The following is a 13,273-nucleotide window of genomic DNA, read 5'->3' as shown; positions in this document are numbered from 1 at the left end:
CTTGCAATTGTATCGCGCGCTATCTATATTCATTTCATGGACGCAAAAACGAACGACACCACCGATGCGCTTCTGCTGGATAACCAGCTCTGTTTTGCCCTCTATTCGGCAAACCTGGCGCTTAACAAGCTGTACCGGCAACTGCTGGCACCGCTTAACCTGACCTACCCGCAATACCTGGTGATGCTGGTGCTGTGGGAGCAGGATGATATTACGGTGTCGGACATTGGCGAGCGGCTGTTTCTGGATTCCGCCACGCTGACGCCCCTGCTGAAACGCCTGGAAAGCGCAGGACTGATCTCCCGCCAGCGCTCCCGTCAGGACGAACGTCAGGTTGCCGTCACCCTGAGCGACGCGGGTCGGGATCTGCAACAGCAGGCCGTGACGATCCCGCATGCCGTGGGCTGCGCCGCGCAGTGTGATACCGACACCATGCTGGCACTTAAACAACAGCTCGAACTGCTGCGTCAACAGCTGCATCGCGCGTAAGGCTATACTTTACGCGTCTAATTGTAACCATATACATCGCGCGCTATTTAATAGCGCACTTAAACACAAGATGAGGAACCTGCCATGTCTTTAGAAAAAGTTGTCTACACTGCCAAAGCCAAAGCAACCGGAGGCCGTGACGGTCGCGCAACCTCTTCCGATGGTGTCCTGGACGTCAAGCTGGGCGTGCCAAAAGAGATGGGTGGCATGGGGGGAGAAGTCACTAACCCTGAGCAGCTGTTCGCGGCGGGCTACTCTGCCTGCTTCCTGGGCGCGATGAAGTTCGTTGCAGCCCGCGATAAATTCGCCCTGCCAAAAGACGCTTTTATTGAAGGCGAAGTGGGGATCGGGCCGCTGCCAACCGGTTTTGGTATCGAAGCGAAACTGAACATCCACGTTGAAGGGATGGACGCCGCGGAAGCCAAAAAGCTGGTGGATGCCGCCCACATCGTATGCCCGTACTCTAACGCAACGCGCGGCAATATCGACGTGACGCTCAACATCATCGCGTAAACAGCGCCTGTGATTGTTGCCCCGGTAGCGCAGCGCTACCGGGGAAATCCTCTCCTTTCCTCCCCTCTCTCTGTGCTACCATAACCCTCAATCACGCCCGTAGTAATCAGTTGAGAAAGTGTTATGTCCTCCAGAATCCTGACCACCAGCATTGCTGGCATTGATGCCTTTATGCGCGACCCTCGCGGTGCGTTGACGCGCGCCGAAGGCGGCACGCTCGCGGTATTTGCCGACAACGCCCCGGCGTTTTATGCGGTCACGCCGGAACGTCTGGCGCAGCTTCTGGACATTGAAGCGAGGCTCTCGCGCCCGGCGAGTGACGTCATGCTGGATAATCAGTTTTTTGACGAACCCACCAGCGCCCCGGTGACCGTGCCGATGGGGAAATTTCCCATGTACGCCGGCTGGCAGCCGGATGCCGATTTTCAGCGCCAGGCGGCCTTATGGGGAATAGCCCTCTCGCAGCCCGCGACGCCGGAAGAGCTGGCGGCCTTTACCGCTTACTGGCAGGCTGAAGGAAAAGTATTCCACCATGTTCAGTGGCAGCAAAAGCTTGCGCGCAGCCTGCAAATCAACCGCGCCAGCACCAACGGCCAGCCAAAACGTGATATCAATGCCTTTTCAGAACCGGACAAAAAAATTCCTGATGGATTCCGAGGTGCGAAATGAAAAACGTCGGCGACCTGATGAAACGTTTGCAGAAGATGATGCCAGCCAACGTGAAGCCCGCCTTCACCACCGGTGAAGAGCTGCTGGCGTGGCAAAAAGAGCAGGGTGAAATCCGTGCGGCTGCCCTCGCCCGCGAAAACCGCGCGATGAAAATGCAACGCACCTTTAACCGCTCGGGCATCCGCCCCCTGCACCAGAACTGCTCCTTCGACAATTATAAGGTCGAATCGCAGGGGCAGATGAACGCCCTTAATCAGGCGCGCCAGTACGTGGATGAATTTGACGGCAACATCGCCAGCTTCATCTTTAGCGGTAAGCCCGGCACCGGGAAAAATCACCTGGCGGCCGCTATCTGCAACGAGCTGCTGCTGCGCGGGAAATCAGTGCTGATTATCACCGTGGCCGACATCATGTCCGCCATGAAGGACACCTTCAGCAACCGCGAAACCAGCGAAGAGCAGTTGCTGAATGATTTAAGTAACGTGGATCTGCTGGTGATCGACGAGATCGGCGTCCAGACCGAATCCCGCTACGAAAAAGTGATCATTAACCAGATTGTCGATCGCCGTTCGTCGTCAAAACGCCCCACCGGTATGCTGACGAACCACAATATCGACGAGATGACCCGCCTGCTGGGCGAGCGGGTGATGGACCGCATGAAGCTGGGCAACAGCCTGTACGTCATCTTCGACTGGGACAGCTACCGCAGCCGCGTCACCGGCAAAGAGTATTAAGACATTTCCAGGGAGCGCCGGAGGAGCAGAGGTATATACTGGAGCCCCTTCCGGCCCTATTGAGTAAGTCATTATGAAAAAACAGTTTCTTATCAGCATTCTTTCTGGCGCCCTGCTGGTGGCTGGCGCAGCGCAGGCCGCTTCATGGCAGGAGTCGCTTTCCAGCGCGGCGAATGAGTTAACCAAAGAGAGCGGCACGTCTCAGGGCGGGCTGTCCGCCTCATCCCTCACCGGTCTGCTGGGCAACAGTTCCCAAAGCCTGAGCGCCGGCACGATGAACAACGCGGCGGGCATCCTGGAATACTGTGCGAAGCAGAAGCTGGCGTCCGTGACCGATACCGAAAACATTAAGAATCAGGTGCTGGGCAAGCTGGGCCTGGACACCCAGGAGCAGAAAGCGGATACCAACTATATGGACGGTATTCAGGGCCTGCTGAACGCGCAAAATGGCCAGCAGCTGAACCTGAGCACCCTTGGAAACTCCTCTCTGGCAAAACAGGTGAAAACAAAAGCCTGCGATCTGGTGCTGAAACAGGGCGTTAATTTCCTTTCCTGACCCCCGTTTTCTGCCACAACACGCCGCGTTTATGACGTTACTCCTTCAGCGCGGCGTGAAGCGTGCATTTTTCTCTTTCTCTACCGCCTCAGCGTCCGTCTGTCAGGATGCGACCGTCCTCAAAAAACCGGTTTTATAAACCAAATCCTAACCACAGCACACTTTCGTGACACTAAAATTGCAGCTAAGCGACATCGCAATTACAGTGTATTACCCAAAAAAATAAGCTATTAGCCGGCTAAGCGTCCGGCATGATGAGGATCTGCTGTTGTCAGAGTTACTATCCCTTGTCCTTTTTCTGGCATCCATCGGCGTTTATGCCTGGAAAGCCGGTCGTCACACCTGGTGGTTTGTTGCCACCCTGGTCGTGCTCGGCATTTTTATTGTTTTAAACATTACCTTATATGCCAGCGACTACTTTACCGGCGACGGTATTAACGACGCGGTGCTCTACACCCTGACGAACAGCCTCACCGGCGCAGGCGTGGGCAAATACATTCTCCCCTGCCTGGGGCTGGTGGTCGCGCTGGTGGGTATTTTCGCTGCGCTGGCCTGGGTGCTGCGCCGTCGCCGTCACCGCCCGCATCACCATGGCTACAGCCTGCTGGCGCTGTGCCTGGCGCTGGCCTCCGTGGATGCCAGCCCGGCCTTCCATCAGATTACCGAGCTGGTAAAATCCCAGTCGCGCGATGGCGATCCGGACTTCGTGGCCTATTACAAAGAGCCGGCGAAAAAAATCGACAACCCCAAACTCAACCTGGTCTACATCTACGGGGAGAGTCTGGAGCGCACCTGGTTTGACAACGAGGCGTTTCCGAACCTGACGCCGGAGCTCGGCGCGCTGAAAAATCAGGGCCTCGACTTCAGCCACACCGCGCAGCTGCCCGGCACGGATTACACCATTGCCGGGATGGTGGCCTCCCAGTGCGGCATCCCCCTGTTCGCCCCGTTTGAGGGTAACGCCTCCGCCTCAATGTCGAGCTTCTTCCCGCAGAACGTATGCCTCGGCGATATCCTGAAAAACTCGGGCTATGAAAACTACTTTATGCAGGGCGCTAACCTGCGCTTCGCCGGGAAGGACGTGTTCCTGAAATCCCACGGTTTCGATCACCTGTACGGTTCTGAAGAGCTGAAAACTACCGTGGCCGATCCGGCTTACCGTAACGACTGGGGCTTTTACGACGATACCGTTCTGGATGAAACCTGGAAGAAATTCGAGGAGCTTTCTCGCGCCGGTAAACGCTTCTCGCTGTTTGCGCTGACCGTTGACACGCACCACCCGGATGGTTTCGTCTCGCGCACCTGTAAGCGTAAGGGCTACGACATTGACGGCAAAAACAATAAGTCATTCAGCGCCGTAACCTGTAGCCAGGAGCATATCGCGGCGTTAATCGAGAAAATTAAAGCGTCGCCCTATTTCAAAAATACGGTCATCGTCGTGTCGTCTGACCATCTGGCGATGAAAAACAGCGCCTGGGATGAGCTGAACAAGCACGATCGCAGCAACCTGTTCTTTGTACTGCGCGGCGATAAACCGCAGCAGGAGGTCATTGCCGCTAAGCGTAACTCGATGGATAACGGCGCTACCGTGCTCGACATTCTGGGCGGCGATAACTTTATCGGCCTGGGCCGCAGCACGCTGTCGGGACAGTCCCTGTCGGAAATCTTCCTCAACATGAAGGAAAAAATCCTCGCCTGGAAGCCGGATATCATTCGCCTGTGGAACTTCCCGAAAGAGATAAACGATTTCACCATCGATCGGGATAAAAAAACGATCGCCTTCTCCGGCAGCCACTTCCGCCTGCCTCTGCTGCTGCGCGTGTCGGATAAGCGCGTCGAGCCGCTGCCGGAAAGCGAATACTCCGCGCCGCTGCGCTTCCAGCTGGCGGAATTCGCCCCGCGCGATAATTTCGTCTGGGTCGACAGGTGCTACAAAATGGGCCAGCTCTGGTCGCAACAGCTGTCGCTGTCCACCGACTGGTGCGTTTCTAAGGGGCAACTCGGCGGTGAGCAGACCGTGCAACACGTTGACAAACCGCAGTGGCAGGGAAAAACCGCGTTTAACGATACGGTCATTGATACCGCACGCTATCAGCGCAACGTTGACCTGCTGAAAATCGTCGACAACGACATTCGCTACAAAGCAGACAGCTTCATCTTCAATGTTGCCGGCGCGCCGGAAGAGGTGAAGCAGTTCAGCGGAATATCACGTCCCGAATCCTGGGGGCGCTGGTCTAACGCACAGCTGGGGGATGAGGTGAAAATTGAGTATACCCATCCGCTGCCGGAGAAATTCGATCTGGTGATCACCGCCAGGGCATTTGGTCCCAATGCAAACCGCCCTATTCCGGTGCGCGTCGGTGATAAAGAACAGATACTGACGCTGAGCAATGATGTCTCCACCAGCACGCTGCATTTCGATAACCCCTCGCGCAGCAATACGCTGGTGATCGTGCCGCCAGACCCGCAGTCCACTAACGAAGGAAATATCCTCGGCCATGCCCCGCGCCAGCTTGGGATCGGCATGGTGGAAATCAAAATCGTCAAAAACAGCGGCTAACGCGCACAAAGCCCGGCTTCCAGCCGGGCATTTTTGAAATTATATAATCCTTTATAATGTTTATAAATTAGATAAAAACGCTATATATAAGCAATTTTTATTTATAAATATCCCGCCAAATTCACAATTTATAAAATGTGCAGCTTCTGAATTTACCACGGAGCGTTACGCACTTTTATCATGCTAACCGGCTACAAGTTCGAATCCATCCGGGCACTGCGCAGCGAAAACGTCATTGCCTGGGAGGTATTGTCCACGGCGATGCCTCACGTCGATCTCGAAGACTATTTTTGCTCAATGTCCGCGACGCAGCGTAAAGCGCATTTCTTTGCGCAGCTTCGTCATGCCATGTTCTGCGAAGCGGGCGACAAATATTATCTCAACGCGACGACGGATCTGCTGCTGGAAACGGACTTCCTGGTCAGGCTGAAAGAAGAGACGCCCAGCCCGGAGAGGCTTGCTATCGAAGTCACCGATCTTCACAGGCTGGTACACCTTGACGATACGCAAAGCCGGGCCCTGCGGACGTGCATCGCCACGCTGCACCAGTGGGGAATAGAAGTGTGGGCCGACGATGTGTGCGAAGACATTCTTCCCGACCTGCTTGCCAGCCAGATCCGCTTCTGCGGCGTAAAAATTGACAAGCACACCTTCTGGAGCGGACGCACCGAGCGGGAAAAGTTTTTACAGCTCACCCGCCAGTGCAAACGTCTCGCCGGCAAGGTGTTGATAGAAGGCATCGAAACCGCGGGGGATTTCGCACTGGCCCGCGCCAGCGTGGCCGATTACGGCCAGGGTTATCTGTGGGGCAGATCGTGACGTCTTGTATCGTTAACGCTGGCTATCAGGTCATCGTCCTGAGCGAAAACGCCTATTTATGGCTTGGCCTCGAGTGGCTCATCTCGACGGCGGTCACCCCTCGCCCTGATATGTACTGGATCAAAAACGCGAGTCCGGAAGGGCTTGTGCGCCTACAGGAGCGCCTGCTGGATACCCATGCCGGCGTGGACTGGCTGGTATTTACCGATGCGGACCGGGTCAGCGATGTCAACGCCTTCCTGCGCGGCGAGCGGGCGAGAGCGGTGGCGGACAATGTATCACTTGCCCAGCTGAGCCGCTGTTTTAGCGACACGACCTTCACCTTCGAAAACACCGCCACGCTGACGTATCAGGAGATGCGGGTTTGCATGCTGTTTCATAAAGGATTTAGCCCGGCACGTATCGCGCAAATCCTCAATAAATCACCAAAAACGATCTACACCCACAAGCGTAACGCGATGAACAAATTTTGCTGCCATACCCTGGCGGAGTTTCATCGGAAGCTCTGCCTGCTGGACGCTCAGTCCTCTTCTTTGTCAATGCACCGTTAATCACGTTAGGAAATACAATCATGAGAATTATCTCCACCGCTGTATGTTGTTCAGTTCTCCTGCTTCCTGCCGCTGCAATCGCCGCAGACAACAGCACCGCGAGCGCGACGATGCACGTCTCACTGGAGGTGGTAAAGTCCTGCACCCTCAACGCCAACGATCTCAACTTCTCGCGCCACGGTACGGATGAAGCCGGTGAAATTGAGGCCAGGACGCAGGTCGATATCGTCTGCACCAACGGTACCCCGTTCACCCTTTCCGCGACCAGCAGCGACAGCAGCGAGAACGGGACCTTCTGGCTGAAGCCGGAAAACGGCGAAACGGGCGCGCAAAAGATTGCGTGGAAGCTGTTTGCTGACGAAGGCAAACAGACGCAAATCACCGGCACCGGGGGACTCACCGATACCGGCAACGGGATGAAACAGGAAGAGACGCTGTATGGCGTGATTGATGCGGGCGCCCTGACGACTGCCCAGGCGGGTACCTACAGCGACGATGTTACCTTAAACCTGGAGTACTGATCGTGCGTCGCTTTCTTCCCTGCTTCATTATCTGGCTCATGATGCTGGCGCTGCTGTCACGCTACGCGCTGGCCGCCACGCTTCAGGTCGCGCCCGTGACGCTCGACATGCAGAGCGGTCAACGCGCAACGGCCGTTTACCTCACGAACAGCGGGAAAACGGCCATCCACGCTCAGATACGGGTGTACGAATGGTCCCAGAAAAACGGCAAGGATGTGCTGGAAGCGACCGAGGAAGTCGTCAGCAGCCCGGCGATGACCTCGCTGGCGCCGGGCCAGCAGCAGCTGGTGCGTATTATCGTGATGCAGCCGGGTGCTCATGAACAGGAACAAAGCTACCGGCTGATCATCGATGAGCTGCCAGACGCCGCGTCCCGTGCGGCCAACCCCAGCGCGGTCCACTTCCTGCTGCGCTATTCGATTCCGGTCTTCATCGCCGGAGGCCAGACAACGCCCGTCAGCCAGGCTGTCCTGAGCTGCGAACAGGCCGACATTCCGGCCACGCTGCGCTGCTATAACGCCGGAAACCGCCATATTCGCCTCAGCCACCTTCAGGTGCTGACGGCCGACGGGCAGGTTGCTGCCGCAGTCAAAGGACTGGCGGGCTATGTGCTGCCGGGACAGACCGCGCTTGTGCCGCTTAAGCAGACTCCCCACCACGCGCTCAGCGCGTTACGCGCCTACATCAATGACGATCGCCATGCCAGCCAGATCCCACTGCGCCCGCTCGCTGCTCGCGCTCCTGCTTTGGCTACCGCTCATGCTGCCAGCAGCCCGGGCTGAACCTCCGGTTGACGCCGTTCAGTGGCTGGCCATTACCGTAAACCACGCCCCGCGCGGCGAGCTGTGGGCCTGCCGCGTAGAGGGCGATGCGTTGTGGATTGGCCGCAGCGACATCGCAAAGCTGGGGCTTCGCGCCCCGGAAGGCCGCAGCGAGTGGGTTGAACTGACGTCCCTGCCGGGCCTGAAGGTCAGCCTCGACGTGCTTTCGCAGCAGGTGTCCATCAGCGCCGAGGCGAAGGCGCTTGAGGGGCAGCAGCACGTGACGTTCGGGAGGCCTCCCTCGCAGTACCGCTATCCTGAAGCGCAGCCCGTCAGCGCCTTTACGCTCGGGTACGCGCTCTATGCCAGCGAGTCCGAGGGAAAACGCCAGCTTAACGCGCAAACCATGCTGTCCGCCTCCGGGCCGCTGCCCGGCCTGTTCAGCAGCAGCTTTTCCAGCCATGCCGGGGAGGAAAACAGCGCGGGTCGCCCCACCCATACGCGCCTTGAAACCCGCTGGCAGCGGGATAACACAGACTCGCTGACCAGCCTGGCGCTGGGGGACAGCATCACCACCGGCACCCGCTGGAGCCGCCAGGTTCGCTTCGGCGGGCTGCACTGGGCGCGCAACTTTGAGCTCAATCCGCAGCTCAACACCGAACCGCGCAGCCGCTACAGCGACACGGCCGTGTTGCCTTCAACGGTCGATCTTTACATTGACGGCCTTAAGCAGAGCAGCCAGCAGGTAACGCCGGGAGATTTTCTGCTCGATACCCTGCCCGCCTTTACCGGCAGCGGGCAGGCGCAGGTGGTGATTACCGACATCAACGGCCAGCGGCGCACCGTTCAGCTCGATTTATACGGCGCGCCGGGAATGCTGGCGGAGGGGCTCAGCAGCGGCTCGCTGGACATCGGCTGGATGCGGCAAAACTATTCGCTGCGCTCCGATGATTATGCCGCCTCGCCGATGCTCGACGCCGGCTGGCGCTATGGCGTGAATAACCAGCTAACGCTGGCGCTGCATACGGAACAGCAGCGAAAGCTGCGCAACCTGGGAACAGGCGCAGACTGGCTAATATCCCCCAGTGCGGGCATTCTCAGCCCGCACGTTGCCCTGAGCGACAGCACCTACGGTAAGGGGATGCAGTGGGGCATCGGCTGGCAGTGGAACGGTAGCGGAACAGGATTTTCCGCCAGCACCGTTCGTACCGATGCCGCCTTCGCCGATAACGCCCGCATGAGCGGGGCCGAGCCCGTCCAGCGCAGCGACAGCGTATGGGTCAGCCACGCATTTCCCCACTTCGGCACGCTGGGTGCGGGCTGGGTGCAGCAAAATATACAGGGCAACCGGCAGCGCTATCTCAATGCCTCCTGGTCCGTTTCGCTCCCGGCCCATCTCTCTACCACGCTGAGCTATACCCGCTCGTTTACGGACGGGTCGAGCAACATCCAGCTTATGCTCTCCGTCCCGCTGGGCCGCCAGAATACCCTCTCGGTTCAGGCCAGCCGGGAAAGGCCGCGCGTGGACTATCGCCACCAGCCAGACAATCAGGCGGGCGGCTGGTCCTGGCAGTTGGGGCAGGGCTTTGGCCAAAACCGGGAAAGGTATGCAGACGTGGGCTACCTTGGCCGCGCCGGAGAGTGGCACGTCGGGCTGGAGCAGAGTACTAACGCGGTCAACCAGTACGCCTCGGCCGAAGGCAGCCTGACGCTGCTGGACAACAGCCTGCACGCTTTACGCTACAGCCAGCAGAGGCTGGCGCTGGTCTCCACGCGCGGTATCGGGCACGTGCCGGTGATGCTGGAAAACCGCCGGGCGGGCGAGACCGATGAGAAGGGATACCTTCTGCTGACCGACCTGCCGCGCTACCACAACAGCAAAGTCACCATCGATCCGCTGGATCTGCCGCCCGACGTCATCGCCCCCGTCACCGACATGTATGCCAGACCGGGCAACGGCAGCGCGGTAAAAGTCGATTTTAACGTCCATCGCGCCGTGACGGTTCAGGCCCGGCTGGTCGACAGGCGCCGCCAGCCGCTGCCGCTGGGCAGCGTCGTTTCAACGCCACACGGCGCCACTATCGTGGGTCGCGACGGGTTTATCTGGCTTGAAGATCCGCCCCTGCCGGGCGAGCTGGTGGTGAAAACCGGTGAAGGCGAGTGCCGGGTCACGCTTCCGGCCCCGCGCACCGCGTCAACCGTAATCAATATTGGAGAACAGCTGTGTCAATAAAAACGCCGTTAACATTGTTGCTTGTGCTGTCCATGAAGGCGATGGCGGCAGCGTGCTGGATTACCTCCCCCGCGGTGATTAACTTCGGCAACGTCGTGCCGGGTAACGCCGCCTCGACCAACACCGAGGTAAAGTTTAGCTGTCAGGCCGACAACTTCGGCACGGCAGAGTACATCAACGTCTGTCTGAGCAGCATCGACGCCCCGCCCTTTCAGATGCTTTCGACGGGCGACCAGGAGGGAAAGCAGTACACCCTGCTGTTTCGCCTGCTTAACGGCCTCGCGCGATCGCAGGAGCTGGGCCCCGCCAGCCGCGGGGATCTCATCCAGCAGTCCATCACGGCGCGAAGCAACGCCAGCGTCAGCGGCAGCTTTCCGCTTATCGCCACCCTGCCGGCGGGGCAAAGCCAGCTCCCCGCGACCCACTATTACAACTACAACATGAACCTGCGCATCGCCTGGCACAGCGCCACCCGCCAGGATGCCCTGCAAAGCTGTGCAGACGGCTCCGCGGAGGGGGAACAGGTGCAGGGCGGGAGCAATGCGCAGGCCGAAATCAGCGAGGGATGCTACATAGAGCGTGTCACCCCGCTGAACTTCGGCACCCTGACCAGCACCACCGCGCTGCGCCCCACGCGCTCGACGGCAACCCTCACCACGCGCTGCCCGGCCGGAACCGCATTCACGCTTGCCATGGGGAAAGGCAATCATGCCAGCGGCGACTGGCGGCAGCTTTGCAACGATGAGGGGCAGTGCCTGCGCTATGGGCTCTGGCAGGATGCGGGGGCGACGCAGCGCTGGGGCGATCAAAGCAGCGGCGATACGCTGAACGTCACCAACCCCGCCGGCGGCACGCAGGACTTTACCGTTTACGGGGAGGTTCCGGCCCAGCCCCTGAGCGGGACGGGGGAGTTCATTGACGACGTGATAGTCACGCTGACTTATTAAACTCACCAAAAAACCGTCTGGATCAATGTTATCGGTAACAGTGGCGCTAAAATAACCAACAACGCTGTTTACTCAGGCGTAATGCCTGTTTTTTTTAATTGAATATCTCTGTTTGTATTACAACAACTTATGAAATACCTGCTTGCTGACGCCCTCGTTTACAACGACGAGGACGGTACCATTGCTCCTGTTAATGCGCCGGACGAGGATGCGCAGATCCTCACCTGTACGGCCAATACCATCCTGAAGCTGCTGGTGAAGCATCACGGGAACGTCGTTGAACGGGAAACGTTCCTTAATGAGGTCTGGGATCGGCGCGGGCTTCAGGGATCCAACAACTCGTTAAACCAGTACATCAGCATCTTGCGCAAAATGCTGGCCAGCCTGCTTCCCGACGTGCTGTTTATCGTCACGGTGCCGAAAACGGGCTTTATGCTCTGCGCGGACGTCACGGTCACAGCGCTGGAGGAAGAGGCGCCGGCGGGCGAAACGACGAAACCGACATGGCGCGTTCGTCCGGAACTGCTGTTCTGCGGCGCGCTCACGCTGGCGATTGTTGCGCTGTGTGTCTGGATAACGGCCATTAAGCCAGATGCCCCGCAGAGTGAAATTCACCTGCTTACCCATATCGACACGTGTCCGGTTTACACCTTTACGCCGCTGGCGGATGTGTTCCACGACAGGGCAATTGCCCTGGCGCAAAAGCTTCAGCAGGACGGTCATCTCCCGTGCCTGAAAAATTCGATCTTTTACATGCACATTCAGAGAACGCTTTTCTACGGTCACGAAGGGCGGCTGGTGCTATCCCAGTGCTCGCTCACGCACGATAAAGCCAGCGCCTGTCGTACGCTTTACTATTACGAGTGGTGATATGAAACACAAAAAAGTGTGGCTAATACTGGTCCTCAACCTGCTGCTTCTGGGCGCTGCGCTGGCGTGGTATTACTACACGCCCCCGCTGTCGGTGGCCTGCGATGGCAACCTGACCTTCTCCGACAGGCGCGACAACCATGAATTCACGTTCGACGGGGAGATCATAATGCGTTTTCACCCGGATAAAACGGGCTACATCACGCTAAACGGCAACGTCGAGAATGCCCCGAACAGCTGGGAGATTTCTCGTCAGGAGATGTTTAAATGGCGGCACGTGGAGGGAGAGCTGTATGAAATTATTATTCAAAAAGTGGAGCGCTTCAGCCATGACGCTATGCCGCCGGGGGTGTTTGAAAAGTACGTCGCGGGCCTGACGCTGGGGAAAAAAAGGCTTCTGACGATAGAGCGCACGCCGCAGAGCGCGCTGGTGATCAGCAATTTTTACTCGCCGGTGCTGGTTTGCTCGGAGTAATAGCGGTCGCTCAGGCTATACTTCCCGCCATGAATATTGAAATCCGCCCCACAACCTGCGATGACGCAACCGCCCTGCCCGCGATCGAACGCGCGGCAGGGCAGCGGTTTCGCGACGTTCCTGAGCTGGCCTGGCTTGCCGACGGCGACGTAATTTCGGTTGAGGATCACCTCGGCTATGCCGCGCGGGGATTAAGCTGGCTGGCGCTGGCTGACGGGTGCCCGGTGGGCTTTATTCTCGCCGAAGCCCATCCATCATCGCTGTTTATCGTGGAACTGTCGGTTGATCTGGACTGGCAGGGACAGGGGATTGGACGCCGGTTGATTAACCGTGTTGCAGAGTGTGCCCGCGCGTTGGGGCTCGCCTCGCTGACGTTAACGACGTTTCGTGATGTCCCGTGGAACGCGCCGTTCTATGCGCGGCTGGGGTTTGACATGATGGCAACGCTGACGCCGGCGCTGCGTCAGAAACGTGAAGAAGAGGCGGCGCACGGTTTAGCGTATGGTTCCCGCTGCGCCATGCGTCTGCCTCTGTAAAATCGCCCGGTGGCGCTGCGCTTACCGGGCCTACAAAAA

15 protein-coding genes are annotated in these 13,273 nt (G+C 58.3%); all 15 read left to right on the top strand.

Annotation, left to right across the window (positions count from 1 at the left end):
• Positions 1–36: 36 nt before the first annotated feature.
• The 15 genes from DBR02_RS13845 to DBR02_RS13775 all read left to right on the top strand — a co-directional run bounded on the left by DBR02_RS13845 (position 37) and on the right by DBR02_RS13775 (position 13,234).
• Positions 37–489: a MarR family winged helix-turn-helix transcriptional regulator gene (locus tag DBR02_RS13845; protein WP_107534647.1), complete on the top strand. Its 453-nt coding sequence runs from the start codon at positions 37–39 to the stop codon at positions 487–489.
• Positions 490–573: 84 nt separating this feature from the next.
• Complete coding sequence (locus DBR02_RS13840; RefSeq protein ID WP_003856578.1) at positions 574–1,002, top strand: organic hydroperoxide resistance protein; 429 nt, start codon at positions 574–576, stop codon at positions 1,000–1,002.
• A gap of 123 nt (positions 1,003–1,125) precedes the next feature.
• The gene (gene dnaT / locus DBR02_RS13835; protein ID WP_063450742.1) at positions 1,126–1,671 is read left to right on the top strand and encodes a primosomal protein DnaT; all 546 of its coding nucleotides are present in this window, start codon (positions 1,126–1,128) and stop codon (positions 1,669–1,671) included.
• Complete coding sequence (dnaC, locus tag DBR02_RS13830; RefSeq protein WP_063450743.1) at positions 1,668–2,405, top strand: DNA replication protein DnaC; 738 nt, start codon at positions 1,668–1,670, stop codon at positions 2,403–2,405. Before dnaT ends, dnaC begins: the two co-directional genes overlap by 4 nt.
• A 73-nt stretch (positions 2,406–2,478) precedes the next feature.
• The gene (locus DBR02_RS13825; RefSeq protein WP_107534646.1) at positions 2,479–2,961 is read left to right on the top strand and encodes a DUF2501 domain-containing protein; all 483 of its coding nucleotides are present in this window, start codon (positions 2,479–2,481) and stop codon (positions 2,959–2,961) included.
• Between the two features lie 268 nt (positions 2,962–3,229).
• Positions 3,230–5,521: a phosphatidylglycerol--membrane-oligosaccharide glycerophosphotransferase gene (opgB, locus tag DBR02_RS13820; protein ID WP_107534645.1), complete on the top strand. Its 2,292-nt coding sequence runs from the start codon at positions 3,230–3,232 to the stop codon at positions 5,519–5,521.
• Between the two features lie 180 nt (positions 5,522–5,701).
• Positions 5,702–6,340, top strand: a complete 639-nt coding sequence (locus DBR02_RS13815) for an EAL domain-containing protein (protein ID WP_107534644.1) — start codon at positions 5,702–5,704, stop codon at positions 6,338–6,340.
• The gene (locus tag DBR02_RS13810) at positions 6,337–6,891 is read left to right on the top strand and encodes a helix-turn-helix transcriptional regulator (protein ID WP_107535650.1); all 555 of its coding nucleotides are present in this window, start codon (positions 6,337–6,339) and stop codon (positions 6,889–6,891) included. The genes DBR02_RS13815 and DBR02_RS13810 overlap by 4 nt, the downstream gene beginning before the upstream one ends.
• 20 nt (positions 6,892–6,911) lie before the next feature.
• A complete protein-coding gene (locus DBR02_RS13805) occupies positions 6,912–7,412 on the top strand; it encodes a Csu type fimbrial protein (RefSeq protein WP_063450747.1) in 501 nt (166 codons plus the stop codon).
• A 2-nt stretch (positions 7,413–7,414) separates the two neighbouring features.
• Positions 7,415–8,194: a fimbrial biogenesis chaperone gene (locus DBR02_RS13800; RefSeq protein ID WP_107534643.1), complete on the top strand. Its 780-nt coding sequence runs from the start codon at positions 7,415–7,417 to the stop codon at positions 8,192–8,194.
• Positions 8,112–10,406 carry a fimbria/pilus outer membrane usher protein gene (locus DBR02_RS13795; RefSeq protein WP_233157683.1) on the top strand — a complete coding sequence of 765 codons (2,295 nt, stop codon included), beginning with the start codon at positions 8,112–8,114 and terminating at the stop codon, positions 10,404–10,406. Before DBR02_RS13800 ends, DBR02_RS13795 begins: the two co-directional genes overlap by 83 nt.
• Positions 10,397–11,353: a Csu type fimbrial protein gene (locus tag DBR02_RS13790; RefSeq protein WP_107534642.1), complete on the top strand. Its 957-nt coding sequence runs from the start codon at positions 10,397–10,399 to the stop codon at positions 11,351–11,353. Before DBR02_RS13795 ends, DBR02_RS13790 begins: the two co-directional genes overlap by 10 nt.
• A gap of 129 nt (positions 11,354–11,482) precedes the next feature.
• The gene (locus tag DBR02_RS13785) at positions 11,483–12,223 is read left to right on the top strand and encodes a transcriptional regulator (protein WP_107534641.1); all 741 of its coding nucleotides are present in this window, start codon (positions 11,483–11,485) and stop codon (positions 12,221–12,223) included.
• A 1-nt stretch (position 12,224) separates the two neighbouring features.
• A complete protein-coding gene (locus tag DBR02_RS13780; RefSeq protein ID WP_107534640.1) occupies positions 12,225–12,698 on the top strand; it encodes a hypothetical protein in 474 nt (157 codons plus the stop codon).
• Between the two features lie 29 nt (positions 12,699–12,727).
• Positions 12,728–13,234: a GNAT family N-acetyltransferase gene (locus tag DBR02_RS13775; protein WP_107534639.1), complete on the top strand. Its 507-nt coding sequence runs from the start codon at positions 12,728–12,730 to the stop codon at positions 13,232–13,234.
• The last annotated feature ends 39 nt before the right edge of the window (positions 13,235–13,273 follow it).

Source organism: Enterobacter cloacae complex sp., assembly GCF_900322725.1.
Classification (GTDB): Bacteria; Pseudomonadota; Gammaproteobacteria; order Enterobacterales; family Enterobacteriaceae; genus Enterobacter; species Enterobacter quasihormaechei.
The sequence above is the reverse complement of the archived record's forward strand: the minus strand, read 5'-3'. Positions and strand labels throughout refer to the sequence as shown.

Coding starts and splice junctions, on each gene's coding strand:
- DBR02_RS13845 (WP_107534647.1), top strand. CDS start 37: ATGGACGCAAAAACGAACGACACCACCGATGCGCTTCTGCTGGATAAC.
- DBR02_RS13840 (WP_003856578.1), top strand. CDS start 574: ATGTCTTTAGAAAAAGTTGTCTACACTGCCAAAGCCAAAGCAACCGGA.
- dnaT (WP_063450742.1), top strand. CDS start 1,126: ATGTCCTCCAGAATCCTGACCACCAGCATTGCTGGCATTGATGCCTTT.
- dnaC (WP_063450743.1), top strand. CDS start 1,668: ATGAAAAACGTCGGCGACCTGATGAAACGTTTGCAGAAGATGATGCCA.
- DBR02_RS13825 (WP_107534646.1), top strand. CDS start 2,479: ATGAAAAAACAGTTTCTTATCAGCATTCTTTCTGGCGCCCTGCTGGTG.
- DBR02_RS13815 (WP_107534644.1), top strand. CDS start 5,702: ATGCTAACCGGCTACAAGTTCGAATCCATCCGGGCACTGCGCAGCGAA.
- DBR02_RS13805 (WP_063450747.1), top strand. CDS start 6,912: ATGAGAATTATCTCCACCGCTGTATGTTGTTCAGTTCTCCTGCTTCCT.
- DBR02_RS13795 (WP_233157683.1), top strand. CDS start 8,112: ATGCCAGCCAGATCCCACTGCGCCCGCTCGCTGCTCGCGCTCCTGCTT.
- DBR02_RS13785 (WP_107534641.1), top strand. CDS start 11,483: ATGAAATACCTGCTTGCTGACGCCCTCGTTTACAACGACGAGGACGGT.
- DBR02_RS13780 (WP_107534640.1), top strand. CDS start 12,225: ATGAAACACAAAAAAGTGTGGCTAATACTGGTCCTCAACCTGCTGCTT.
- DBR02_RS13775 (WP_107534639.1), top strand. CDS start 12,728: ATGAATATTGAAATCCGCCCCACAACCTGCGATGACGCAACCGCCCTG.